Raw genomic sequence first — 24,073 nt, 5'->3', positions numbered from 1 at the left:
TTATCTTTGTGTGGAAAGGGGTAAATAAAGCCATTTTCGCTCATGTAAGCGCAACCAACATCTATTTTCTGACTCTTTCTCGCTTTTTTAAAAAAACAAAAAAACCGGGGAAAATTCCCCGGTCACTTTTGAGTCGTAAATTAAAAGATATTGAGCTTTCCTTTTTTAAGAACAAGAGGCATTCCGCCAAGCATGAACAGATAGCGGTTATCGATCATTTTTTTCACAGCAGAAGCAGATCCACCGTAAACTTTCTTCGATCCTACAAGACCGATCGCTTCCTTGCCTCCAAGTGAAGCAACCGTTCCTTTAATATCCGGCTCAAAGGATTCCATTTCACCTTTGCCTGTTACCAGATGTTTCAGGTTGTTGGCGCATGTGTACGCCTGCTGAATGGCAATCTGGGCTGTCGGCGGATATGGGCGGTTGATTTCCTCGTTAATAATCAGTGAGCAGTCACCAATGATAAACACATCGTCATGGTCAGGCGCACGAAGATCCTTCTCCACTTTCACACGGCCTCGCATCGCTTCGAACCCGGCGTCTTCAATGATCGGATTCCCGCGTACACCCGTTGTCCACACAACAGTGTGGGAGTTAATTTCCTCACCATCATCAAGGAGAACGCCGTTTTCATTCACTTCCTTGATCGGCGTGTTGATTTTGAATTCAACACCGCGGCTTTCAAGCAGGTTCATGGCGTACTCAACGAGCTCCTCATCGAAACCTGGCAGAGCAGTCGGAGCTGCTTCAACGGATACGATCCGGACTTTATCACGGCTGATATCATATTCCTCGCAGAGCTCCGGAACACGCTCGGAAAGCTCCCCTACAAATTCAATTCCGGTAAATCCTGCACCGGCGACGACAAAAGTAAGGTACTCGTCACGTTTTTCGTCTTCGTTGTTGTAGCTTGCAAACTTATACTCAATATGTTCGCGGATTAGACGGACGGAGTTTACACTGCGGATGGCAAAGGCATGTTCCTGAACACCGGGAATTCCGAACGTTTCCGGTACTGAACCGAGACCTACAACAAGGTAATCATATTCAAGTTCACCGTTTTCAAGAACGACTTTCTTTGCTTCACGCTCGATTTTTTTAACGGCGCCTTTAACGAAGTTCACCTTGTTTGTATCGATCACATTTTCAATCTTCATTCGCGTTTTGTCATGGTGCAGCGTCCCGGCAGCAGGCTCGTGCAGCCATGTTGTCTGGTAATGGTAGTTATGTTTGTTCACAAGCGTAATGTCCGCTTCATGATGCACACCGGCTTTTGTCAGACGTGAAGCTGTCATGATTCCAGCGTAACCCGCACCTAAAATGACAATTCTTGGTTTCTTCTTCACTGTTCTCACTCCATTTTCCTAACTTACTCTCCATTTTTCCCGGTTCATCAATGAAACAAGCATGTGAATATTATCCATAAAGTGGATGACACAAAACGGAGAGCGAAAGTTTGTGATGTTTTTCACGATATAATACACAAAAAGTTAAATGAATCCGTGATTTAATCGCGATGCAAAGGTACATTTCACTGCCCCGTGCATTCCAACTACAATCATATTCATTTCCTTCTTATATTTCAACCATTTTGTGAACTTTTTTCGAACATAACCCCTATAATTATATTTACTCGGAATGTAATTATTATGTTCCCGCCTCTGCCCTGTTTTAATCCCTTTTCCGCATATATCCCGTAAATAGAAATCCGCAGGCGGTACCTGTGCCGCGGACAGGCGCAGATAAATAATGTTTTGCCAGCCCTTTACTTTTTTTCTAAACTTGTTCCGTTTATACTATTAAAGAGACGACTGTCAACTTCACTGGAGGTGGAAGCTTTGTCAAACGAAAGAGAAGTTTATGATATTACGATTATCGGAGGCGGCCCTGTAGGCATTTTTACAGCTTTTTACGGGGGTATGAGACAGGCGAAAGTCAAGATCATTGAAGCCATGCCCCAGCTCGGCGGGCAGCTTTCCGCTCTTTATCCGGAAAAATACATCTATGATATTGCGGGTTTTCCAAAAGTACGTGCACAGGAACTGGTTGACAGCCTTGTAGAACAGGCGGCCCAGTTTGAGCAGACGACGGTTCTTGAGCAGGCAGTTGAAAATGTTGAAAAAGGTGAGGACGGCATATTTACCCTCACTACCGACAAGGAAAAGCACTATTCCAAAACGATCATCATAACGGCCGGGGTCGGTGCGTTTAAACCCCGGAAACTTCAGGTGGACGATGCCGAGCAGTACGAAGGTAAAAATCTTCACTACTTCGTGAGTGACCTTAATAAATTTGCCGGTGACCGCGTCCTTCTTGCAGGCGGCGGGGACTCGGCCGTGGACTGGACACTGATGCTTGAGGACATCGCCGAGGATGTGACACTCGTTCACCGCCGGAATAAGTTCCGCGCCCACGAGCACAGCGTTAACCAGCTGATGGATTCTGAAAAAATTAACATTAAAACTCCTTATTCGATCGAAAAGATTCACGGCGACGGAGAAAAAGTTACCGCCGTTGATATTAAGGAAAAAGACGCCGATGAAGCAGAAACGGTTGAAGTCGATGCTCTTATCGTGAACTACGGCTTTGTGTCTGCACTCGGACCGATTAAGGAGTGGGGTCTTGAAATTGAAAAGAACTCCATCGTGGTAAATTCCAAAATGGAAACAAATATTGAAGGAATCTATGCAGCAGGTGACGTCGCAACATACGACGGCAAAGTAAAACTGATTGCCTGCGGGTTCGGCGAAGCGCCTATTGCGGTCAATAACGCAAAAGCGGCCATCGACCCGAAAGCAAAGGTATTCCCCGGCCACAGTACGAGTATGTTTCCGCAATAATTATCCAACTGCCATCCCTCCGGACCAGGGGGGATGGTTTTTTAGTTTCCGTCCCGATCCGGGAAGGGGCAGCTGGTTCAAGCCGGATCTGTCTGTTTTTATAACTATTTGAACGCTACTTATGGGGCTGTAATCCACATTTCACTTGGTTGACCACTTTTATAACGCCTCTTATTGCCCTGTATTTTACTATCCGCCCGGTTGACCGCTTTATGGGCCCCTCTTATTGCCCTCTATTCAACACTCCACCTGGTTGACCGTTTTAAGGACGCCTCTTACTGCCCTGTATTCCACCCCCTGTCCCCTTGACCGCTTTATTAACGCCTTTTATTGCCCTGTATTCCACACCCCGCCCGGTTGACCGCCATTTGAACGCCCTTATTGCCCTGTATTTCACACCACACTCATTTGACAGCCTTTTGAACGCCCCTTATTGCCCTGTATTCCACACCTCACCCGGTTGACCGCCTTATGAACACCTTTATTAAGTTGACCCCCCTCCCCCATCCTCACAGCACCCCTCCTCCGGGCTCCACCTTTTTTCCAAACAAAAAAATCAGCCCCTGGATAAGGAGCTGACTCTTTTTTTCATATTAGCAGTCTTCCGGCTTGCCGGCGTTTGTGGCGGTGCGGAAAGATGCGCCGCAGCCGCAGTTGGCAATCGCGTTTGGATTATCCAGTGTGAACCCGCCGCCCATCATGTTCTCTTTGTAGTCAATTTGAATGCCATCAAGAATCGGCTGGCTTTCTTTATCAATTAATGTTTTGATGCCGTGATATTCGAAAATATCATCGTCATCGTTCACTTCTGTATCGAATCCCATACCGTAAGAGAGGCCTGTGCAGCCGCCTCCTTTAACTCCGACACGGAGCATGGCGCCTTCATTCTCTTCGGCTTTCATCATTTCTCTGATCTGTGCCGCTGCTGACTCGGTAATATTCAGCATCAGGATCCCTCCTTTTCTTCCGCTATTATACCGTGCCCTGCCAGTTCCTTCAAGACATGGGGAGTGTCAGGCACCATCGCGCTTCTGTCTGTACTGAATCAGAAGGTTGTGATAACGGTCAATTTCTTTACTATATTCAAGAACAGAGGGATGGTCACGGCCGTTAAGTTCTGCTGCCTTGAGCATTTCCTTTCGCAGCTTTTCAATTTCCACCAGAAGCGATGACAGCCTTTCATCCTTCAGCTCTTCCCGCTCTGCACTCATATCCGTACCTCCCCCTTCTTCTTCTCAGTATATTCCTTTTACACTGTGTTTCTAACCATATTTTACACCATATCGTGATAATCGGAACAGCATCGCGCCCATTTACTCATTCCTTTATACTCACCAGTTAATACCATCTTTTCTGGTTATAACTGTTTTACACCTGTATTAGAATGATGATAAGATAGATTGAGAGTTTCGTACCTCGAACAACGTCCGCAGCACGAGATTTTGTACACATATATGCCCTTGTTTACCCGGGGCACTCTGGATTTTAATGAATGGGGGAAATTCCATGTCAGTTTTATTGATGGATGAACAGCTGAAAGATATTCAGACAAAGGTCGAAAACGGTGAACGCCTCACCATCGAGGACGGCCTTAAGTTATATGAAACAGACGATTATCTTGGTGTGGCCCAGCTTGCCAATATGGTGAACGAGCGTAAAAACGGTAAAAACGTCTATTTCATTGAGAACATGTACATTAACCCGACGAACGTATGTGAAGCAAGCTGCGCGTTTTGCGGTTTCAAACGTAAACCGGGTGAAGAGGGCGCCTATACGATGGACGAGGCGGAGCTTCTGAAGTACGTGGAGGACCGCTGGAACGATAATATCCGGGAATTTCATATTGTCGGCGGACACAACAACGAAGTCCCTTTTGACTACTATCTCGATACAATCCGCATACTTAAAAAACATTATCCCCAGTGTACTGTTAAAGCGTATACCGGCGCGGAAATTGAGTTCTTTGCCCGTATTTCCGGTCTTACAATGAAGGAAGTACTGGAGGAACTCGTAAAAGCAGGCCTTGATACCCTTCCTGGCGGCGGAGCCGAGATTCTGACCGAACGCTACCGCGCGAAGATGAGCCCTGAAAAAGCATCCACCGACGAGTGGCTTTACGCCCACGAACTCGCACATGAGCTCGGTCTTAAAACACACGCCACGATGCTGTACGGCTCCATTGAAACGAAGGAAGAGCGACTCATCCATATGGACCGCCTTCGTAAGCTGCAGGACAGAACGAACGGATTTATGGTATTCATTCCGCTCGCTATGCAGCCCCGCAGTGCGAACGCCAGCCTTACACGGCGGACGTCTGCATACGATGACCTTCGCACAATTGCGATCAGCCGCCTGATGCTCGATAACTTTGATCACATCAAAGCATACTGGATTAACATCGGTCCTCAGCTTACCCAGATGGCACTGAGCTTCGGATCCTCTGACATCCATGGAACCCTAATCGAGGAGCGGATTTCCCACGCCGCAGGAGCCCTCACATCCCAGGGTCTCACAAGAAAAGAACTTGTGCACCTTATCAAAGGAGCAAACAAAAAGCCGGTTGAACGCGACACGTTCTATAACGTGATAAAAGAATACTAAAACACAAAGGGATTGGGACAAATCAGTCTCGAAATAAGTTAAAAAAACAGTGCCAATTATCGGTTTGCGATAGTTGGCACTGTTTTGCTGATCTCATTTTTAGGGTGATGAGCCTGTTGGCCGGTATACTTTTTCAAGTTCCCCGCCATAGGGCAAATCCTCCTTCACGTTTTTTGTTGATTGTCCAAAAATCACGAGACGCCTGCGGGAAAAGCAAGAGCTGCGAGCGTTTACATCCTGTAAATACTTCGAGCTGCTTCGACGCAGACAGCTTCGAAGAGCTACTTGCAGAGAAAGAAGCAGAAGTGCCCCCGGTTAGCTGAAGCCTTGCCCGCGGCAGCGAGTGTATTTTTGAACAATCAAACATTAAAATACTGTATACAAAAAAGAGCTCTCACCGCTGGTGAGGGCCCTTCTTATAAGCTGGTTTTGGTCCCAGCCCCTTTCTTTATTTTCATCACGCTGGATTACTGCAGAAACTTCTGCTTTGAAATCAGTCACACAGGAGCATTTTCAAAAGAGCCTTCTGGGCGTGCAGCCTGTTCCCGGCTTCCTCGAAAACCACTGAATGGGGACCATCGATAATCTCGCCGGTTACTTCCTCCCCGCGGTGTGCGGGCAGGCAATGAAGGAAAATGTAATCGCGGTCTGCCAGCCGGCACAGTTCACGATTTACCTGATACGGACGGAATGCATCCATCCGCTCTGCCTTCTCGGCCTCCTGCCCCATGCTGGTCCACACATCAGTGACGAGTACGTCTGCGCCTGCTGCGGCTTCCTCAGGACTGCGTGTAAGTGAGAGTTTCCCTCCGGACTCGTCTGCAAGGGCTTGGGCCCTGCTGAAAACAGCCTGGTCAGGTTCATATCCTTCTGGCGCTGCCAGAGTCATATTCATCCCTGTCAGGGCGGCCCCTTCCAGAAGGGAATGGGCAACATTGCTGCTTCCGTCTCCGACCCAGCCCAGTTTAATTCCTTTCAGTTTTCCTTTCTTTTCTTTTATCGTCAGTAGATCTGCCAGGGTCTGAGCGGGGTGGTGGAGATCTGTCAGACCATTAATAACCGGTATTGACGCATATGCTGCCAGCTCCTCCACTGTGGCGTGGGCAAATGTCCTGATCATAATCGTATCAGCGTACTCCGATAATACTCTGGCTGTATCTGAAAGGGACTCGCCTCTTCCCAGCTGTAAATCTTTTGAGTTCAGGAAAATCGCATGTCCTCCCAGTTGCGTCATGCCTAATTCAAAGCTGATCCGGGTTCGCGTGGATGATTTTTCAAAAATCATTGCAAGTGATTTCCCCCGGGCATACTCGTGTGCAATTCCCTGTTTCTGTTTTCTTTTTAAATCAGCAGCTTCATCGAGGAGAGAGTGAAGCTGTGCCGTCCCCAAATCGGCTAAAGTCAGAAAATCCCGTAATTCACTCTGCGTAACCATGGATGCCGCTTTCTGTTTCAAATCTGTCATTACCATGCCATCACTCCATTCTTCATTTCTGCTGAATTTCTGTATTCACTCATCCGCCGGGGGGTTAGCGGCGTCTTCGGTTTTTGAGCTCCGAAACGCTGCCAGAACCGTGCAGTATCGAGGTTCGTAAAGTAAGGAACATTATATTTGACCGCACATGATCTAAGGGCAAACCCGAACGTTTCTCTGGACTGCCCCTTTCCGGCGGTACAGATCACGGCGTGCGGCTGTTCTTTTCTGAAGAGATGTTCAAGCAGCTCCTCATTATCCGGAATTACCCCCGTATCGATCCCGGCTCCCCAAAGCATACGGGCCGTTCCAACTGTGGCCTTGACAGTCCACCCGAGATTGGACAGCTCTTTTATCAGGGGAATACTTTCCTCTTTCTCATGATCCGCAATGGAGCAGAGCAGTACAGATTCATCTGCCGGATCTTCCTTCACCGCGATTACCTTCTGTACGGCTTCTTCAAGAGATCTGCCGCAGCCGAGAATTTCTCCTGTGGATTTCATTTCAGGTCCCAGAACGGTATCTGCTCCGGGCAGACTTGAAGCGGAGAAAACCGGTGATTTGACTGTATAGAATCCCGGTTCATCCATCAGTCCCTCTATGTCTGAAACATCTTTCAGTTTTTCACCAAGCTGGATCCGCACTGCCCATTCAATCATCGGAACACCAGTCACCTTGCTCATAATCGGTACGGTTCTGGAGGCTCTCGGATTGACCTCCAGTACATATACAGTCCCGCCGTGAATCACAAACTGGATGTTCATTATTCCTTTAACCGGAGCGGTCGTGGCAATTTTACCAGCGTATTCGGTCATCGTCTGTTTCTCCTCATCAGTGAGACTGAAGGGCGGAAAAAGTGCCGTGCTGTCTCCCGAGTGCACCCCTGCACGCTCCACATGCTCAAAGATTCCCGGCACAGCAATGGAAGATCCGTCGCTGATCACATCCATTTCACATTCCCGACCCGGAATAAAGGAATCCAGAAGAAGCGGCCAGGTGCGTTTGTCCTCTGTCTCCATGAATCTGTCAACATACCTGTGCAGATCTGCCGGAGTATAACAGACCTCCATTCTGCTCCCTCCGATAACATAGGAAGGTCTCACCACTACCGGATAACCGGTCTTTTCGGCTTTTTCATACAGCTCCTCCCTGTTATGAACGGTCTCGCCTGGGATATGAGGGATGTGAAGGTCATTAAGCAATGCGTAAAAGCCTTCCCGGTCCTCCAGTGTGTCAATTGCTTCAAGGGACGTACCCAGAATGGGAATTCCTTCATCAGCAAGATCCTGCGCTGTATTAACGGCAGTCTGACCGCCGAACTGGACAAGTACCCCGGTGACTTTTTCCTTTTTTGCAACAGCCAGAATATCCTCTACCGCCAGAGGTTCAAAGTAAAGACGGTCTGCAGCGGAAAAGTCGGTGCTTACCGTTTCCGGATTATTGTTCATCACGACCGCCTCAAAGCCTTTTTGTTTCACAGCCTCTGCCGCCTGCACAGAACAGTAGTCAAACTCGATGCCCTGCCCAATACGGATTGGCCCCGAACCGACGACGAGGATCTTTTCCGATTTCGATTCCATGACTTCGTCCTCACCCTGCCAGGTGGAATAGTAATACGGCGTAACTGCATCAAACTCGGCTGCACACGTATCCACCAGTTTAAATCCGGGAGCAAGATCAGCAGTTTCAAGCTTTCTTCGTACGCTCTTTTCGTCTGTACCGGCAAGCGCTGCGAGCCGGCGGTCGCTGATATTCATTCTTTTCGCTTTCCTGAGGACATTGTACGGAAGCCGTTCCCAGGAGTAGGCGGCAACCTCATTTTCACAGTCCACAATGTTTTTTACCTTCCTGAGGAACCAGCTGCTGATGTCCGTGGTATCTGCTGCTTTTTGGACGGTCCACCCTCTTCTGAAAGCCTCGGCTATGGCATAAAGGCGAAGATCAGAAGGGTTTTGCACAGCTTCCGTTAGATCCTCATCCGCCATACCGAGGCACGCAGGATGCTGGAGGCTGTACACACTGTTTTCCATTGACCGCAGGGCTTTGTTCAGAGCTCCTTCGAACGAGCGGTCAATCGCCATCACTTCCCCGGTTGCTTTCATCTGCGTCCCCAGCGTGCGGTCAGCCTCAGGGAATTTGTCAGATGGAAACCTTGGGAGTTTGACAACAGTGTAATCGAGAGCCGGCTCAAAAGAAGCAAACGTAGTACCGGTAATCGGGTTTATAATTTCATCCAGCCGGTACCCAACTGCACACTTGGCAGCGATTCTTGCAATCGGATATCCCGTCGCTTTTGATGCGAGAGCTGACGAACGGCTCACCCGTGGATTCACTTCGATCACGCAGTACTCCCCGGTCTGCGGATGAAGAGCAAACTGGACGTTGCATCCCCCGATCACGTTGAGAGCACGGATAATTTTCAGAGAAGCATCCCTCAGCTTCTGATACTGAACATCGGACAATGTCTGTGACGGAGCAGTAACAATGGAATCCCCCGTATGAACCCCAACCGGATCCATGTTTTCCATATTGCAGACGATCGTACATGTGTCATTTTCGTCCCGCATCACTTCGTATTCGATTTCCTTCCACCCTTTAATGCTTCTTTCGGCCAGCACCTGGTGGATCGGACTCATGGAAAGGCCCCGCTGAAGCACCGTTTCGAATTCCGCCATATCATAGGCAAACCCGCCCCCGGCACCGCCGAGGGTATAGGCCGGCCTGATGATGACGGGAAAACCGGACTCTTCTGCAAAGATAACGCCTTCCTCAAGACTTTCAACTGTCCGTGATTCCGGTACCGGTTCCCCGATGTCGAACATCAGGCTTCTGAACAGATTCCGATCCTCCCCTTTCTGAATGGAGGCTGCGGAAGTTCCAAGCAGCTCAACACCGAACTGATCGAGGATCCCTTTTTCATACAGGGCAATCGTCAGGTTGAGCCCTGTCTGTCCTCCGAGAGTTCCAATCATTCCGTCCGGTTTTTCCTTTGCTATAATGGCCGTGACCGTCTCTGTGGTCAGCGGTTCAATATAAATATGGTCTGCCACCGTTTCATCAGTCATAATTGTTGCGGGATTACTGTTTACAAGAACAACCTCAATCCCTTCCTCTTTCAGCGAAAGACAGGCCTGGGTTCCAGCATAGTCAAACTCTGCTGCCTGACCGATCACGATAGGTCCTGACCCGATGACCAGTACTTTCTTCAGATCGTTACGCTTTGGCATAGCGGATTCCTCCTGCCTCTTTCATCTGTCTGACAAATACATTAAACAGGTAATCAGTGTCACTCGGACCGGGATGGGCTTCAGGATGAAACTGCACAGATGAAACCGGAAGCGAATTATGGCAAAGGCCTTCAACTGTACCGTCATTGACATTGCGGTAGGTTACATGGAAGCCTTTTCCAGTTATCCCATTCTCCCTGACAACGTAACCGTGGTTCTGGGAGGTAATATGAACTTTCCCCGTGAGAAGTTCCTTTACAGGGTGGTTGCTCCCTCTATGGCCGTTTTGCTGCTTTTCCGTCCCGCCTCCAAAGGCAAGCGCCAGCAGCTGGTGACCAAGACAGATCCCGAAAGTGGGCCATTTTTCTGCCATAAGTCTGATTTTCAGAAACTCTCCTTCAAGCTGTGTGGGATCGCCCGGGCCATTACTGAGAAGGATGCCGTCCGGATTAAGCATTTCCACCTCGTCAAACGGCGTTGTATACGGCAGCACCGTAACAGCACACCCACGTTTAAGCAAAGCGTGAAGGATGGATTTTTTATAACCGTAATCAATGAGAACCACGTGGGGACCGTCATTCGGAAAGTACTCTGCGCTCTCTACAGCTACCTGGTCGACAAGGAGTCCTTCCCTGGCCGGCTGCACCGGTCCGGTGACTGGATCAGCAGCGATCCAGCCGGTGACTGTCGGATACTTCCGGATCTTTTTAACAAGAGCTCTTGTATCCACTCCCATAAGCCCCGGGACCCCGGCTTCTTTCAGCTGATCCGGGAAACTGCCCGTATGCAGGTACTCTTCAGCGTCATCCCACACTTCTCCCGTAACTACGCCTGATACTGCTGTGTTTTTACTTTCATTTGCATTTTTGTCTAAACCATAGTTGCCGATAAGAGGGTAACAGAACACAAGAATCTGTCCTGCATAGGACGGATCCGTGCTCATCTCCTGATAACCTGTCATACTCGTAGTGAAGACAACCTCTCCCGTTCCGGGGAAATCGGCACCAATCAGTTCTCCCTCAAAGATGTCTCCGGTATCGAGTGTTAAATACCCTTTCATACTGCTGTAGCCTCCCGTCTTCTAAAAATATCTTCCAGTACGGAAACTGCTCTGTCGGCTTCTTCCGGTGAAATCGTAAGTGGAGGCAGAAGCCGCAGTACGTTCTTTCCTGCTGTTAGAACGAGAAGGCCGTTTTCCCTTGCTTCTGTTACAATGTCCGCTGCTTCAACTTCCAGTTCCAGTCCGAGTAGCAGGCCCTTCCCCCTCACTTCGGTTACTTCAGTCAGTTCTTCAGCCAGTCTGTTGAGCTTCTCCTTCACTCGGTTTCCGCAAGCCATCGCTTTTTCCGGTATTCCTTTCTCTATCATTTCCTCTATTGTCGCTATACCCGCTGTACACGCCAGAGGGTTTCCCCCGAATGTCGTCCCGTGAGTTCCGGGCCCGAAACTGGCCGCTGCTTTACTTCCTGCAACAACAGCACCGATCGGAAAACCCGAGCCGAGCCCTTTGGCAAGTGTCATGACGTCAGGCGTAATGCCGTACTGTTCATAGGCAAATAAACTTCCCGTTCTTCCCACCCCCGTCTGCACCTCATCTGTCATGAGAAGAATGTTATGCTTCCGGCAGAACTCCTCCAGCTCCCTGATCCAGGCAGGGTCTGACGGAATCACCCCGCCTTCTCCCTGTACAGGCTCCAGCAGAACCGCTGCTGTTTTTTCAACGTCGATACCTTTCAGGGACTCGGAACAGTTAAAGGGGATATGACTGAACCCTTCCGGAAGAGGTGAGAAGCCTTCTTTTACATGATCCTGGCCGGTAGCGGTCATCGCCCCCATCGTCCGGCCATGGAAGGAACGTGTAAAGGTGACAATCTCCGTGGCACCGGCTCCCTTGACTTCCCGGGCATGTTTTCTGGCCAGTTTGACCGCTGCCTCATTCGCCTCGGCACCACTGTTACAGAAAAACACCTGATCCCCGAAGCTGTTCTCCGCAAGCAGGGAGGCGAGCTTTTCCTGGGCCGGAATATGGAACAGGTTGGAACAGTGCCACAGCTCTTCAAGCTGGGAGGCAACTGCTGTTTTCACACGATCCGGAACATGCCCCAGGCTGCAGGTGCCGATCCCGGAGGTGAGATCGAGATATTTTCTCCCCGTCTCATCCCAGACGTAACTCCCTCTGCCACGGGTAATCGTAAGGGGAATTCGTTTATAGGTGTTCATAAGAGGCTGAAAAACTGCTGTTTCAGACACGGGCAGTCACCTCCCCGGCAGTAATGCGCGTTCCCGGGATCTGGGTATTTTGAAGAAGCGCCCTGAGAGCACTGGAATCCAGACCATTGATGACAGAGACTTCAGGAACGCCGCTCTTCAGACCTTCTACGGCCGCTTTGAGTTTTGGTACCATTCCCCCTGTCACTTCTTTCTTTTCAAGCAGACTTTCCGCTTCCGGAACGGTTAAATGTTCAAACCATCCTCCGCCCCCGCTCCGGTATATTCCGGGGATATCGCTGATAAAACTGAGCGGCGCCCCGAGGGCCTCTGCCACAGCTGCAGCAGCCGTATCACCGTTAATGTTGTATTTCTGCCCTGTTGAAGGGTCTGCACTCACAGGGGAAATGACCGGGATCTGGCCTCTCGAGAGAATTCCCCTGACGACTTCTGTATCCACTTTACAGATTTCCCCTACAAAACCGAGACTGTTTCCGGCAGGTTCTGCTGCCATGAAATAACCGTCCGCACCACTCAGGCCGAAAGCATTTCCGCCGGCAAGCTGAATTCTGTTCACCAGCTGTTTATTGACCGAACCGCTCAGAACCATTTCCACTACTTTAAGAACATCTCCGGTTGTTTTACGGAGTCCGTTTACAAATTCCGTTTTCACACCGGTCTGTTCGAGCAATTTGGAAATAAGAGGTCCTCCACCGTGAACAATCACCGGACTGCAGACACCCTGTTCATGGGAATGGACCAAATCCACGAAAAACTCCTCCGGCAGCTCTTCCAGACTGCTGCCGCCGCATTTTATAACGATTTCTCTCATACTTACACTCCCTATGTCCGGTAGGATGCATTGATTTTGACGTAGTCGTAGGTCAGGTCACATCCCCAGGCAGTTGCTTCGGCTTCACCCTGACCCAGATCAAGAAAAATCCGGATGGTATCCTGTTTTAAATACTCAGCTCCTTCCGCCTCATCAAAGGGGAGAGGCATTCCCTCTCTTACAAGTGGAAGATCTCCAAGTTTTACGCTGATTTTTTCAGGTTCCACAGATTCCCCACTGTAACCTGCAGCACAGACAATTCTCCCCCAGTTCGGATCAGCTCCGAACACCGCTGTTTTTACGAGATTGGAGGAGATAACGGCCTTGGCTGCCCGCCTCGCCGCCTCCTCTGTTAAAGCTCCTGATACCGTCGTTTCAATGAGTTTTGTTGCCCCTTCTCCGTCCCTTGCGATCTGTTTAGCAAGCATCATACAGACCTCCTCCAGAGCAGAGACAAAAGTTTCCCAGTCCGGGTGCTCTTCGTGAAGCTGAATGTTTCCTGCTCTTCCATTTGCCATAACAAGCACCATATCATTCGTACTTGAGTCGCCATCCACCGTAATCATGTTAAATGTCCGGTTAACAGTTTCCCTGAGCGCCTTCTGAAGTGCCTCCGCACAAATGTCAGCATCTGTTGTGAGAAAGCCCAGCATTGTAGCCATATCCGGATGGACCATGCCCGACCCTTTGGCCGCTCCGCCAACCGTGATCACCCGGCCACCTGTTTCAAACTGGACCGCCGCTTTTTTTTCGCAGGTGTCAGTCGTCTGTATCGCGGTTTCAAAACGGCCGGATATATGATTGGCCGCCTCACCGTAACCTTTGATTCCTTCTTTTATGTTTTCCAGTGGGAGCAGGGGCCCGATGACTCCTGTTGACCCTACAGCCACAAGGTGCTCCTCAATACCCAGCACTTCGGAAAAAGCCCTTCGCATCTGCCGCGCATCTTCCAGCCCCCGATTTCCCGTACATGCATTGGCCACTCCCGAATTTACCAGAACAGCCTGAAGCTTCTGTTCGTACCCGATACTTTCCCGGGTTACGGAAAGCGGTGCTGCCCTGAAACGGTTTGTTGTGTATACACCAGCTGCTGCGGCCGGTGTTTCTGTGAAAAGCCAGCCAAGGTCGAGCTTTTTCCTGCGAATCCCGCAGTGAACGCCTCCCGCCCTGTAGCCCGCAGGCGAAGTTACGCTTCCGTCGTGAAGCACGGAAATTCCGCTGTTAACTGCTGTCTTCATCCTGTTCCTCCCTCTATCACGTTTTTTTTCGGTACAATTTTCAACTTTTTATGGATATACCGGTACCTGGATCAGGCCGGTCCTCTCATCCCAGCCGCACAGGACGTTGATATTCTGAATGGCCTGACCTGCAGCTCCTTTACCGAGGTTATCGATGGCACTTACAATCGTCAGCCTTCCGGTTCGTTCATCGGCGTAAAGTCCGATGTCGCAGAAGTTGGTACCGTAGACGTTTTTCGTCGATGGAAAACAGCCTTCATCCATCACTCTTACAAATGGATCTTCACTGTAGAATGACCGGTAGTAATTGATCACCTGACTGGTACTGACTGCTTCCTGAAGAACAAGTGAGACTGTGCACATTAACCCGCGCGTCATTGGAACAAGGTGAGTGGTAAATGAAACCGTTACGTCTTTCCCGTGTTCTCTGCTCAGGACCTGTTCAATTTCCGGGATATGCTGATGTTTTCCAACTTTGTAGGCTTTCACATTTTCGTTTGCCTCACTGTAATGGGCATTGAGTGAAAGCCCCCTTCCCGCTCCGCTGAGACCTGACTTACCATCTATGACGATGGAGGAAGGATCGGCCCAGCCGTTTTTTATTACCGGTACCGTACCAAGCAATGCCGCCGTCGGATAACATCCGGGATTGGCAATGATCCTGCTTTCACAAATCTCATCTTTGTAAAGTTCCGTCAGTCCGTATGCTGCCTGGGATGCAGCATGTTCCGGAGGCGGTTCCTGGTTATACCACCTGCGGTTCACTTCTTTTCCCTCAAGCCTGAAGTCCCCGGACAGATCCACGCACAAAAGACCTGCTTCAATGCACCGGGGAATCAGATCCTTACTCACACCAGAAGGTGCCGCAAACAGGACAACATCTGCCTCCTTCTGTATTTTTTGAATATCATATACATCCATTGTATAGGAAACAATTTCTGATAAATGAGGGAACACGTCTTCAACCGGTATTCCGCTCTGTGATTTTGATATAACAGAAACAAGTTCAATACAGGGGTGTTGCTGGATAATCCGAATTAGTTCGATCGCTCCGTATCCCGTTCCACCTACTACTGCAGCTTTCATTCATGATTCCCTCCATTCCCGAATTAATTAATTATTATACTTAAAGTTAAATTTTTATTCAACAGTGAATTTTAATTTTATCAAAAAAATGCGGAATTCAGCATCACACCACCAGGGAGGATCATGAAAAAAGTTTCAGACGGAGCTTTCTGATGCAGGCTTCCCTGAAAAAATGAACAAAAAAAGAACCTGAAAATCGGGTTGATTTTCAGGTCCTGGTTAATCGTTATATTTATCTGTCATCCCGGGGTGTATAAACACCGTCACAAATAACTTCTGCCGGTCCGGTCATCCATACTTCCCCCTGCTCATCCCAGCGGATGCTCAGATCCCCGCCCGCAAGATGAACGGTTATTTCTTCATTTCTGCTACTGAATCCGTTCAGGACGGAAGCGACTGCCGCGGCGCACGCCCCCGTACCGCATGCCTGGGTAATGCCCGATCCTCTCTCCCAGACACGGAAATTCAACTCTTTTGAACTCACTACTTCCACAAACTCGGCATTGACCCAGTCAGGAAATCTCCTGTCTTTTTCAACTACCGGCCCAAGCGTGGTAAGAGGGGCATCCTCAATCTGGTCAACAAAAAAAACGGCATGAGGGTTGCCCATGGAAACAGCGGTCACATAAAGTTTCTCCCCGTCTGCCTCAAACTCCTCATTTACTACCAGCTCTGTATCAGGTCCGGCCATGGGAATCTGGCCACGCCTGAGAATCGGCTGCCCCATATTCACAGTGATATCTGCTACTGCATCACCGTCGAGGTGTATTTCAGCTGTGACATTTCCGCTTTTGGTTTCTATTGTCATCGCTGTTTTGGAGCCGGCAAGCCCTCGCTCATAAGCAAATCTTGCCACGCAGCGAAGTCCGTTCCCGCAGTTTTTCGCCTCGGATCCGTCATTGTTGAAAATACGCATCCGAACATCGGCGGATTCCGAAGGCCCAATCAGGATCATCCCGTCTGATCCGATTCCCCGGTGCTGATCAGCCAGCTCGATCGCCAAGGGTGCGAGCTTCTCTTCCGGCAGAGGGGTTTCAAATTCATTAATGTATATATAATTATTTCCCAGTCCGTGCATTTTCGTAAATGGTATTTTCATTATGTGTCCTCCGTTCATCGCTGCTGTCTGAGCGGCTCATCTGTCCAGAAGTAATCATCATCCGCTTCAAGAATGACCATCGTCTTATTGCAGCACGGCATATGAAGCCTGAATTTCACATGCTCCTTCGCCCGCTTCAGATCTCTTGTTTTCATGTTCGTCAAGACGTTTTCCTCCCCGCAGTACGGGCATTCGGATACGTAAATATCACCCATCTGCAGCTCGTAGGGCCACGTATTTTCAAAAGGGATCATTTTCATTGTATTCCCTCCACGTTTATGTTGTAAAAAACCTTACTCCTTCGCTGCGGAGTAAGGTCTCATGTTAAAACATCGGGTTTTCCTCCAGATGTTTGTAGATATTATCATATAACTCATCGTTCGTGCCGCCGGTGACAATGTCTCCGTTTACCAGAGCGAAGCGTGTACGGGCACACTGTCCGCAGAAACTCAGGCAGCCATACTCAATCACGTCCAGATTCGGATCCTGTTCCAGGCGCTCACGAACTTCCTGTGTTCCGCTGGCCAGATTACTGACACAGAACTCGATAATCGGTTTCATTCGTGCATCACCTCTTTTTGGTCATTCATAATCCTATCGTCTCACTAAATCCCTGTCAACATTCCTGCCTGAAACAGAAGGTAATTATTCTTAAAAATGTTGTTATTTCGACAAAAAGTTGATAGAATTTAAGGGGTACTAAAACGTTTACATATGCATTGTACTGCCGTTGGATTTACCCTGCGGCATACGATATATTCTTATTTAAAATGGCTTTTTTTCGTATAAATGGCTGCTTTTTATATGGAAACATATGGAGCGATAGGCAGCAGCTTCTGCAGTAGAAGCATTGACCGAAGACCTGTCGGGAATGGTTTTTAACCGATGAGGCTGAAGTGGCATCCGCGAAATGCGGCCGCCTGCAGCGGTCATTTTTTTAACGGCAGCAGCATTTACGGAAAGAGCGCTAAAAAAGATAGAATCGCGCCACATCAAAGAGGAGGCTGATCGTGTGAGAGAGTTAGTAGTATTGGGCGGCGGCTACGGCGGGCTGAGGATTATTCAGCGGCTGCTGGCAGCAAAAGACCTGAAGGATGTCCGGATTACCCTGATAGAAAGAGAAGCCTATCACAGCCTGAAAACCGAGTTTTATGCTCTTGCAGCCGGGACCGTTGCTGATAAAAATCTTCGCGTCAGTTTTCCGAATGATAACCGGCTTGTAATGAAATATGAGACCGTTACAGCCATCAGCCTTGAAGATCAGCAAGTGAAACTTTCTTCAGGTGAAACGGTCCCCTATGATGACCTTGTCATCGGACTCGGATGTGAAGATAAATACCACGGAGTCCCTGGTGCCGATCAGTACACACTCAGTATCCAGTCCATGAGACGTGCCCGGAAAACAAATCAGGTGATCCAGGCAATCCGAAACAACGGCACGGTAGCTATTGTGGGCGGCGGTCTGAGTGGTGTGGAAGTGGCAAGCGAGCTGCGCGAAAGCCGTCCGGACCTGAACGTGAAACTGTTTGACCGCGGTGAAACAATCCTCAGCATGTTCCCGCCAAAGCTCTACAACTACGTTACAGAGTGGCTTCAGGACAATGACGTCGATATTATCAATAAAGCAAACATCACAAAAGTGGAAGAGAATATTCTGTACAACCATGATGACCCGGTCCATACTGATGCAATTATCTGGACAGCAGGCATTCAGGCAAACAAAGTGGTTCGCGGTCTCGACGTGCCCCAGGATAATCAGGGGCGTGTGAAAGTGACCCACCACCATCACGTTCCGGGATATGAAAATGTTTTTGTTGTCGGTGACTGTGCCCGTCTCGACCAGGCGCCTTCTGCACAGCTGGCAGAAGCACAGGGTGAGCAGATCGCCATGCTTCTTCAGCAGAAATGGAACGGTGAGTCGTGGCCTGAAAAACTGCCGCGAATTAAACTTAAAGGTGTTCTCGGCTCACTTGGCAAAAAGCACGGCTTCGGACTCATGGGTGAAAAACCCCTCACCGGCCGCGTGCCGCGTGTCCTGAAATCAGGTGTACTGTGGATGTACAAATATCATTCAGGGTAATAGAGTGCATACTATTTCGCCGTCCGGCTGCCGGGCGGTTTTTTTGTGTGCAACAGGTACAGCAGGCTGGTCTTTCACGCTCTGCCGGTCTGGTCATGAGAAAACCTCCGCAGCACCCTTACAGCAGGCACTCCGGAGGCTCATTCATTTTCAGGCACGGGCCTGACCAGTACCGGCCGCCCCGGTCTGTTCAGCCAGCAGCTGTTCTATTTTTCTGTATATGACCGGCAGACGCGGATCCCCTTCTGCCGTTACTTCCCCGTTAACGACAACGAGCGGGTAAAAATATTCGTCATTCAGAATGAGTTCAGCAAATTTCTCCTGTTCTTCTCCTTCAGGTGCTTCAATGTCACAGTAAGCAAATGATACCGGTTCTTCAGGAAATTTCCTGGCCACTGCTGCTTCAAGCCATTCTTTTGTTTCAAGGGCTGATGGAAGATTAATACAGCTTGCACATTTTTCCTCTGCCCCGTATACGGTAATTAAAATTCGAGACATCCGATCCCCTCCCTGGGGTTAAGCGTTTTCTTTCTGCCCCCTTATTTTATCATAGATTTATGTTATACTCGGGGTGAATCCCGTGACCGGGAGATGTAAAGAAACCCAATTGCAGAAAATGAAGCACGTTCATGGATTTTTCCGAGTATGGATATTATAATGAAACATAAGGATATTGAAAGGAGTGTTTTACATGGCTACAGAAACAACCATGGAAGAACAAGTACAGGAAGTCCTCGATAAACTCCGCCCGTTCCTTCTTCGTGACGGAGGAGACGTTGAGCTTGTAGGAATCGACGAAGGTGTCGTAAAAGTACGCCTTATGGGTGCATGCGGCTCCTGCCCAAGTTCCACAATCACTCTTAAAGCCGGGATCGAGCGCGCCCTGCTTGAAGAAGTACCAGGCGTCACAGAACTCGAACAGGTATTTTAAGCAGCTTACAGCTAAACCCTCTGCCGAAATCGGCAGAGGGTTTTTTGCATCTTTTCTGTTTGGGTGTTTTCCTAAAGATTGCTGTTACAAAAATTATTGATGGAGCAGAAGGCGTGCCTCCTGCGGAAAATGCAGCAACCGAAGACTTTGCAGGACGGTTTTTTCCAAAGGAGGCTGAAGTGAGGTCTTCGGAAAGAGTGAAAGTACCTTCCGCATGACGGGTCACTCCACCCGGTTCACAATCGCTTTTGGCCGGTAGCCCTTCAGGACATGGGCAATATTCCTGCTCGCCATGCGGGCCATCTCTTTTCGGGTATCCACCGAGGCACTGCCGATATGAGGAAGTACTGTCACGTTTGGAAATGAGAGGAGCGGGTGTCCGGGATCGATTGGCTCTTCCTCGAACACGTCCAGACCGGCCCCTGCGATCTGTCTCTCTTCCAGCGCTTTAACGAGGCCTTTCTCATACACAAGCCCGCCGCGGGAAGCATTGATAAAAAATGCCGTTTCTTTCATTCTGCGGAACTGCTCATATGAAAACATCCGCTTCGTTTCTTCTGTCAATGGCGCAAGACACACTACAAAATCCGATTCCTGCAGCAGTTCTTCCAGCTCAACCCACGACGCACCGGTGACGGACTCCGTTTCCTTTTTCCTCGTCCGGTTGTGGTAAAGAATGTTCATGTTAAATCCGGAAGCCCGTTTGGCTACAGCCGTTCCGATTCTTCCCATTCCAACGATACCGAGTGTTTTCCCGTATACGTCGCGGCCTGCCATGAGCATCGGTCCCCATTCCTGCCAGCTGCCGCTTCTTACGAGCTCACTTGCCTCAGTAATCCTCCTTGCAGAGGCCAGGAGCAGTGCAAACGTTAAATCCGCAGTCGTTTCCGTCAGGATGTCCGGCGTGTTGCAGACAAGAATGCCAAGTTCATTTGCTGCTTCAAGATCCACGTTGTCGTAGCCGACCCCCATGTTGGATACCACTCTTAGATTAGGTGCTCCTTCAAGAAGTTCTCTGTCCACCGGATCACTGACCATCGTCAAAAGAGCATCAGCTTCAGCGGCTTCCACTTCAAGGCGCCTGCGTGTGACAGGCCTGTCCGACTCCTCCCACATGGAGACCCGCGCGAGGTCCAGAAGCGGTTCAATCGTACTGTCCGGCAGTTCCCGGGTAATAAATACATAAGGTTTTCTTCTCATTTACAAAACCTCCGTTCGTTCTGCTGGTTCTTATGTAGAAAAAGAACAGTCCGGTTATTACTGTTCTTTTTTCATCCTATCCAGACGGGCATCCTCATTCTTGTACGTTCATCGAGCAGGTAGTGCTGCAGTTCCGCGACCCGCTTCTCGTAAAAGTCACTGCCGTTCTGAATCATAATAAATTCATCTGCGTACATCTGCTTCTTCTTCTCATCCACTGTCTGATAATAATTTTCAACTGTATCAAAATAGTGCACCGGAAACATAAGCCTGGCAACCATCAGCTTTCTATCCACAGCTGTCAGGGGACGCTCCTGTTCATAGTCGGCAAGGAAAGTGTAAAAGTCGGTCTGCCTCTGCAGGGAAACGGCATTTTGTACAGCTTCCCTGAATCGTTCCGTAAGATCCCTTGAAAAGTGATCGTATACAAACTCTCCGGGAACTTTGATGGCTGAAGGGTATCTGTGATCAACCGTCAGCCAGGTGCCTTCCCTGAATCTGCGGTGACAGATTGTATTGCCCTGATCCATCGCAGCATACCCGTCGTCCATTCCGATATCGTTCATGAGCTGTATGGCATTCTCGCTCATCCCCATAAAGTAGGAATAGGTTATAAGAAAAGACTCATCAAAAGGACTTTTAAAGCGCTCGTTCCTGATATGGGTGTACCACGATTCCATCTGATCGAGTCTTTTTTCCCACTTTCCCTTCCAGTACTGCGCACCGTTTTCACCTTTTCTATTCCCTGCCGAGGGATAATACATGCCTCGCTGATGAAAAACAGCGAGCTTTTTTCCGGGTGACAGTTCAGAAGCTTCGCGAAGCTGTCCTGCTGCAGGTAAATGGTAAAGAGCCATTGTAGTACCGTCTATATCAACAAATGATTTACCATGATCGGTCCGGACCAGTTCCGGAACCCCTTCCTCTCCCTGCGAACGGAGCCACTGTGCCATTTCGGACTGTCCCTGAACCCGGCTCTGGTCAGAGGGCACAGGCATTAAAAGGTACGTTTCCCCGCCTGCTTCTATGACCGTCAGCTCATAGGCATGCATCACATTTTCCGCATAAAGGCGGTAGTGATCAAACAGCGATCGTTCAAGCATCCGACTTCCTCCTCGTAAGACTGTCGTAACAGATTATGCAGGCGGGAGCGGAAGGGTGAAAATACCCGGAGACCTTATTCCGGTTTTTCCTCTGCGTCTAAATCGGCTCAATCCTGGATATGACTAGTAGGACACAGTACACATAACCGGCTGGAAAGACATATGATACCCCAAAGGAAATGAAGGTGATGAAGCATATGAGCGAAAATGAAAAAGATATTACGGAGCAGACAGCACGGGAATGGCTTACAAACAGAGGCGTGAAGATCGAGGATATAGCAGAACTCGTCTACTACCTCCAGGTAAAGTATTATCCGGACCTTACGATGGACCTCTGCATCAAAAACGTAAACAGGGTTCTCTCCAAGCGGGAAGTGCAGAATGCGATACTTACCGGCATTCAGCTCGACAAACTTGGAGAGGAAGGAAAGCTCGAGCAGCCGCTTCAGGGAATTATTGAACGGGACGAAGGTCTTTACGGAGTAGATGAAATTGTTGCCCTTTCTATAGTAAACGTCTACGGATCCATCGGCTTTACAAACTACGGATACATTGACAAGGAAAAACCCGGAATTTTAAAGTATCTTAACGATAAAGACAACGGATGCCATACGTTTCTTGACGACATTGTCGGGGCAATTGCCGCCGCTGCCTCAAGTCGTCTGGCCCACAGTGCGGAAGCTGCGGAAGCCGGGGACTGAATAGCTGAAAAAGGATGCTCCCTACATTTGGCAGCATCCTTTTCTTTTTCCCTGTTCAGAAATTATCGACTGATATCAGGAACAGCAGCGTTTTTCCCAGGAGGCTGAAGCGATGCCCGCGCAAAGCGTCCGCCTGCAGCGGAATAAAACAATAATCTTTCCAAAAACAGCTTTTTTATATAAACTTCCATTCATCCAGTCCGTCTATGGAAAACGTCGGCTGGATTTCCTTTTTCCCCAGGTGCTCTTTCGGAGTCACCCCGGTATGTACAATCACCGTATCCAGTCCGCCGTGAATGCCGGCAAGAATATCCGTGTCATAATTGTCCCCGATCATGACCGTATCTTCTTTTGCAGTGCCGAGCACCTCAAGCGCGCCATCGATAATGACCGCTTCCGGCTTGCCGATAAACCTGGGCTTTACACCGGTGGAAACAGTGACTACAGAAGTGAGGGAACCGTTCCCCGGCAGGAGACCGCGTTCTGCAGGGATTGCCACATCCCCATTTGTGGAAACAAACGATGCACCGTTCCGGACAGCAAGACAGGCGGTACTGAATTTCTCATAGGATATCTTTCGGTCGATCCCCATCACCACGTAATCGGCCTCCTCCCCTCCACGAACGAGTCCTTCTTCCTCAAGGGCACGGGCGAGCCCTTCCTCTCCGATCATATAAACCGAGGCTCCCGGCTTTTGTCCGGCAATGTAGCCCGCTGTTGCCATGCTCGTCGTATATACGTGTCCGGGAGTGGATGGAATGCCCATGGAGACGAGCTTCGCTGACACCTGCTCCGGCGTCCGGGACGAATTGTTCGTCACAAACAGATACGGAAGCTCTCTTCGTGAAAGTTCATTAACAAATTCAACCGCTTCGGCAATTCTTTCAGCCCCGCGGTACATTGTTCCATCAAGATCAATCAGATAGCCTTTGTAATTTTTCACAGTGGTCCCTCCGGTCATTCAGTCGGTTTTGTGCGGCAGAAAGGCCGAAACCGGCCCCAGTTCGTTTTCCAGATACATACGGATTTTTCCCGGAAAACGGAGGAGATACGGCATTTCCTTTTCATAGGCAGTTTTAAGTTTCTGATGATCAATTGCCGTATACTCCTGTAAGAGGGTTTTTCTCCACGGCAGCAGACGCTTAATGGCCTGCCCCTCCTCGTCAGAGACGACCTTCTCATCGAGAAGGATATCTACAATGTCCTCAAAACTCCCCGGATCCCGCATAATGAATCCGTCGATCATCTGGTTCGACGTATCCATCATAGCCTCAATAATCATGTGGCCTGTCCGCTCAAGTACAAGTTTTGAATCCTCTTCCTCCCCGGTCTGCTCAGCCATCCTTCCAAGCAGCTTTTCCAGGTAAGCCAGCCTCTTTTCAATCAGTTCACGGTCTACAAAATACACATTTCTCACCTTCTCAAAACAAAATAGTATAACACATTAAAA

General features: G+C 49.2%; 23 protein-coding genes. 5 read left to right on the top strand and 18 right to left on the bottom strand.

The features are described 5' to 3' along the window. Positions 1-140: 140 nt before the first annotated feature. Positions 141-1,349, bottom strand: coding sequence for an NAD(P)/FAD-dependent oxidoreductase (locus FGB90_RS09940; RefSeq protein ID WP_138810658.1), 1,209 nt, complete (start codon positions 1,347-1,349; stop codon positions 141-143). 492 nt (positions 1,350-1,841) lie between these two features. On the opposite strand from FGB90_RS09940, the gene FGB90_RS09935 reads away from it, so the two are divergent. Continuing rightward, entirely contained in the window at positions 1,842-2,843 is a 1,002-nt protein-coding gene (locus tag FGB90_RS09935) for an NAD(P)/FAD-dependent oxidoreductase (RefSeq protein ID WP_138810657.1), read from the top strand. A gap of 593 nt (positions 2,844-3,436) precedes the next feature. Here the strand turns inward: FGB90_RS09935 and FGB90_RS09930 are convergent. Then, on the bottom strand, positions 3,437-3,790 hold the full coding sequence (locus FGB90_RS09930; protein WP_138810656.1) for a HesB/IscA family protein: 354 nt from the start codon (positions 3,788-3,790) through the stop codon (positions 3,437-3,439). Positions 3,791-3,856: 66 nt separating this feature from the next. Next, positions 3,857-4,054, bottom strand: coding sequence for an aspartyl-phosphate phosphatase Spo0E family protein (locus tag FGB90_RS09925; protein ID WP_138810655.1), 198 nt, complete (start codon positions 4,052-4,054; stop codon positions 3,857-3,859). A 295-nt stretch (positions 4,055-4,349) separates the two neighbouring features. Between FGB90_RS09925 and mqnE the strand changes: the two genes are divergently transcribed. After that, a complete protein-coding gene (mqnE, locus tag FGB90_RS09920; protein ID WP_138810654.1) occupies positions 4,350-5,444 on the top strand; it encodes an aminofutalosine synthase MqnE in 1,095 nt (364 codons plus the stop codon). 493 nt (positions 5,445-5,937) lie between these two features. Here the strand turns inward: mqnE and argF are convergent, their stop codons facing one another. The 10 genes from argF to FGB90_RS09870 all read right to left on the bottom strand — a co-directional run bounded on the left by argF (position 5,938) and on the right by FGB90_RS09870 (position 17,169). Beyond that, the gene (gene argF, locus FGB90_RS09915; protein WP_438502690.1) at positions 5,938-6,909 is read right to left on the bottom strand and encodes an ornithine carbamoyltransferase; all 972 of its coding nucleotides are present in this window, start codon (positions 6,907-6,909) and stop codon (positions 5,938-5,940) included. After that, complete coding sequence (carB, locus tag FGB90_RS09910) at positions 6,909-10,145, bottom strand: carbamoyl-phosphate synthase (glutamine-hydrolyzing) large subunit (protein WP_138810652.1); 3,237 nt, start codon at positions 10,143-10,145, stop codon at positions 6,909-6,911. Before carB ends, argF begins: the two co-directional genes overlap by 1 nt. Then, the gene (locus FGB90_RS09905; protein WP_138810651.1) at positions 10,132-11,205 is read right to left on the bottom strand and encodes a carbamoyl phosphate synthase small subunit; all 1,074 of its coding nucleotides are present in this window, start codon (positions 11,203-11,205) and stop codon (positions 10,132-10,134) included. Before FGB90_RS09905 ends, carB begins: the two co-directional genes overlap by 14 nt. After that, positions 11,202-12,395, bottom strand: coding sequence for an aspartate aminotransferase family protein (locus FGB90_RS09900; protein ID WP_246056125.1), 1,194 nt, complete (start codon positions 12,393-12,395; stop codon positions 11,202-11,204). The genes FGB90_RS09905 and FGB90_RS09900 overlap by 4 nt, the downstream gene beginning before the upstream one ends. Continuing rightward, positions 12,388-13,185, bottom strand: a complete 798-nt coding sequence (argB, locus tag FGB90_RS09895) for an acetylglutamate kinase (RefSeq protein WP_138810650.1) — start codon at positions 13,183-13,185, stop codon at positions 12,388-12,390. Before argB ends, FGB90_RS09900 begins: the two co-directional genes overlap by 8 nt. Positions 13,186-13,196: 11 nt before the next feature. Next, entirely contained in the window at positions 13,197-14,423 is a 1,227-nt protein-coding gene (gene argJ / locus FGB90_RS09890) for a bifunctional ornithine acetyltransferase/N-acetylglutamate synthase (protein WP_138810649.1), read from the bottom strand. A 48-nt stretch (positions 14,424-14,471) separates the two neighbouring features. Further along, on the bottom strand, positions 14,472-15,509 hold the full coding sequence (gene argC, locus FGB90_RS09885; protein ID WP_138810648.1) for an N-acetyl-gamma-glutamyl-phosphate reductase: 1,038 nt from the start codon (positions 15,507-15,509) through the stop codon (positions 14,472-14,474). A 232-nt stretch (positions 15,510-15,741) separates the two neighbouring features. Continuing rightward, the gene (dapF, locus tag FGB90_RS09880) at positions 15,742-16,611 is read right to left on the bottom strand and encodes a diaminopimelate epimerase (protein ID WP_138810707.1); all 870 of its coding nucleotides are present in this window, start codon (positions 16,609-16,611) and stop codon (positions 15,742-15,744) included. An 11-nt stretch (positions 16,612-16,622) separates the two neighbouring features. Further along, on the bottom strand, positions 16,623-16,868 hold the full coding sequence (locus tag FGB90_RS09875) for a hypothetical protein (protein ID WP_138810647.1): 246 nt from the start codon (positions 16,866-16,868) through the stop codon (positions 16,623-16,625). Between the two features lie 64 nt (positions 16,869-16,932). Beyond that, positions 16,933-17,169, bottom strand: coding sequence for a YuzB family protein (locus FGB90_RS09870; RefSeq protein WP_138810646.1), 237 nt, complete (start codon positions 17,167-17,169; stop codon positions 16,933-16,935). Between the two features lie 451 nt (positions 17,170-17,620). On the opposite strand from FGB90_RS09870, the gene FGB90_RS09865 reads away from it, so the two are divergent. Continuing rightward, a complete protein-coding gene (locus FGB90_RS09865) occupies positions 17,621-18,688 on the top strand; it encodes an NAD(P)/FAD-dependent oxidoreductase (protein WP_138810645.1) in 1,068 nt (355 codons plus the stop codon). A 150-nt stretch (positions 18,689-18,838) separates the two neighbouring features. On the opposite strand, the gene FGB90_RS09860 is transcribed toward FGB90_RS09865, so the two are convergent. After that, positions 18,839-19,186: a YuzD family protein gene (locus tag FGB90_RS09860; RefSeq protein ID WP_138810644.1), complete on the bottom strand. Its 348-nt coding sequence runs from the start codon at positions 19,184-19,186 to the stop codon at positions 18,839-18,841. Positions 19,187-19,379: 193 nt separating this feature from the next. Here FGB90_RS09860 and FGB90_RS09855 point away from each other — a divergent pair, with 193 nt between their 5' ends. Continuing rightward, the gene (locus tag FGB90_RS09855; RefSeq protein ID WP_138810643.1) at positions 19,380-19,619 is read left to right on the top strand and encodes a NifU family protein; all 240 of its coding nucleotides are present in this window, start codon (positions 19,380-19,382) and stop codon (positions 19,617-19,619) included. 222 nt (positions 19,620-19,841) lie between these two features. Here the strand turns inward: FGB90_RS09855 and FGB90_RS09850 are convergent, their stop codons facing one another. Beyond that, the gene (locus FGB90_RS09850; protein ID WP_138810642.1) at positions 19,842-20,819 is read right to left on the bottom strand and encodes a 2-hydroxyacid dehydrogenase; all 978 of its coding nucleotides are present in this window, start codon (positions 20,817-20,819) and stop codon (positions 19,842-19,844) included. 71 nt (positions 20,820-20,890) lie between these two features. Beyond that, positions 20,891-21,922 carry a spore coat putative kinase YutH gene (gene yutH / locus FGB90_RS09845; protein ID WP_138810641.1) on the bottom strand — a complete coding sequence of 344 codons (1,032 nt, stop codon included), beginning with the start codon at positions 21,920-21,922 and terminating at the stop codon, positions 20,891-20,893. A 197-nt stretch (positions 21,923-22,119) separates the two neighbouring features. Between yutH and FGB90_RS09840 the strand changes: the two genes are divergently transcribed. After that, positions 22,120-22,623 (top strand): phosphatidylglycerophosphatase A family protein, encoded by a 504-nt coding sequence (locus FGB90_RS09840; RefSeq protein WP_138810640.1) that lies wholly within the window; start codon positions 22,120-22,122, stop codon positions 22,621-22,623. 175 nt (positions 22,624-22,798) lie between these two features. Here the strand turns inward: FGB90_RS09840 and FGB90_RS09835 are convergent, their stop codons facing one another. Together FGB90_RS09835 and FGB90_RS09830 are read right to left on the bottom strand one after the other, a co-directional pair. Next, positions 22,799-23,566: a TIGR01457 family HAD-type hydrolase gene (locus FGB90_RS09835; protein ID WP_138810639.1), complete on the bottom strand. Its 768-nt coding sequence runs from the start codon at positions 23,564-23,566 to the stop codon at positions 22,799-22,801. 18 nt (positions 23,567-23,584) lie between these two features. Continuing rightward, positions 23,585-24,031, bottom strand: a complete 447-nt coding sequence (locus FGB90_RS09830) for a DUF86 domain-containing protein (protein ID WP_138810638.1) — start codon at positions 24,029-24,031, stop codon at positions 23,585-23,587. Positions 24,032-24,073 lie beyond the last annotated feature (42 nt).

It is taken from the genome of Alteribacter natronophilus (genome assembly GCF_006007885.1).
GTDB classification, from domain to species: domain Bacteria; phylum Bacillota; class Bacilli; order Bacillales; family Salisediminibacteriaceae; genus Alteribacter; species Alteribacter natronophilus.
Note: the sequence above shows the minus strand (reverse complement) of the source record. Positions and strands in the feature narration are given on the sequence as shown.

Coding starts and splice junctions, on each gene's coding strand:
- FGB90_RS09870 (WP_138810646.1), bottom strand. CDS start 17,169: ATGAAACCGATTATCGAGTTCTGTGTCAGTAATCTGGCCAGCGGAACA.
- FGB90_RS09860 (WP_138810644.1), bottom strand. CDS start 19,186: ATGTCTCGAATTTTAATTACCGTATACGGGGCAGAGGAAAAATGTGCA.
- argC (WP_138810648.1), bottom strand. CDS start 15,509: ATGAAAGCTGCAGTAGTAGGTGGAACGGGATACGGAGCGATCGAACTA.
- FGB90_RS09855 (WP_138810643.1), top strand. CDS start 19,380: ATGGCTACAGAAACAACCATGGAAGAACAAGTACAGGAAGTCCTCGAT.
- argF (WP_438502690.1), bottom strand. CDS start 6,909: ATGACAGATTTGAAACAGAAAGCGGCATCCATGGTTACGCAGAGTGAA.
- FGB90_RS09875 (WP_138810647.1), bottom strand. CDS start 16,868: ATGAAAATGATCCCTTTTGAAAATACGTGGCCCTACGAGCTGCAGATG.
- carB (WP_138810652.1), bottom strand. CDS start 10,145: ATGCCAAAGCGTAACGATCTGAAGAAAGTACTGGTCATCGGGTCAGGA.
- FGB90_RS09850 (WP_138810642.1), bottom strand. CDS start 20,819: ATGAGAAGAAAACCTTATGTATTTATTACCCGGGAACTGCCGGACAGT.
- mqnE (WP_138810654.1), top strand. CDS start 4,350: ATGTCAGTTTTATTGATGGATGAACAGCTGAAAGATATTCAGACAAAG.
- FGB90_RS09905 (WP_138810651.1), bottom strand. CDS start 11,205: ATGAAAGGGTATTTAACACTCGATACCGGAGACATCTTTGAGGGAGAA.
- FGB90_RS09930 (WP_138810656.1), bottom strand. CDS start 3,790: ATGCTGAATATTACCGAGTCAGCAGCGGCACAGATCAGAGAAATGATG.
- argJ (WP_138810649.1), bottom strand. CDS start 14,423: ATGAAGACAGCAGTTAACAGCGGAATTTCCGTGCTTCACGACGGAAGC.
- FGB90_RS09925 (WP_138810655.1), bottom strand. CDS start 4,054: ATGAGTGCAGAGCGGGAAGAGCTGAAGGATGAAAGGCTGTCATCGCTT.
- argB (WP_138810650.1), bottom strand. CDS start 13,185: ATGAGAGAAATCGTTATAAAATGCGGCGGCAGCAGTCTGGAAGAGCTG.
- FGB90_RS09840 (WP_138810640.1), top strand. CDS start 22,120: ATGAGCGAAAATGAAAAAGATATTACGGAGCAGACAGCACGGGAATGG.
- yutH (WP_138810641.1), bottom strand. CDS start 21,922: ATGCTTGAACGATCGCTGTTTGATCACTACCGCCTTTATGCGGAAAAT.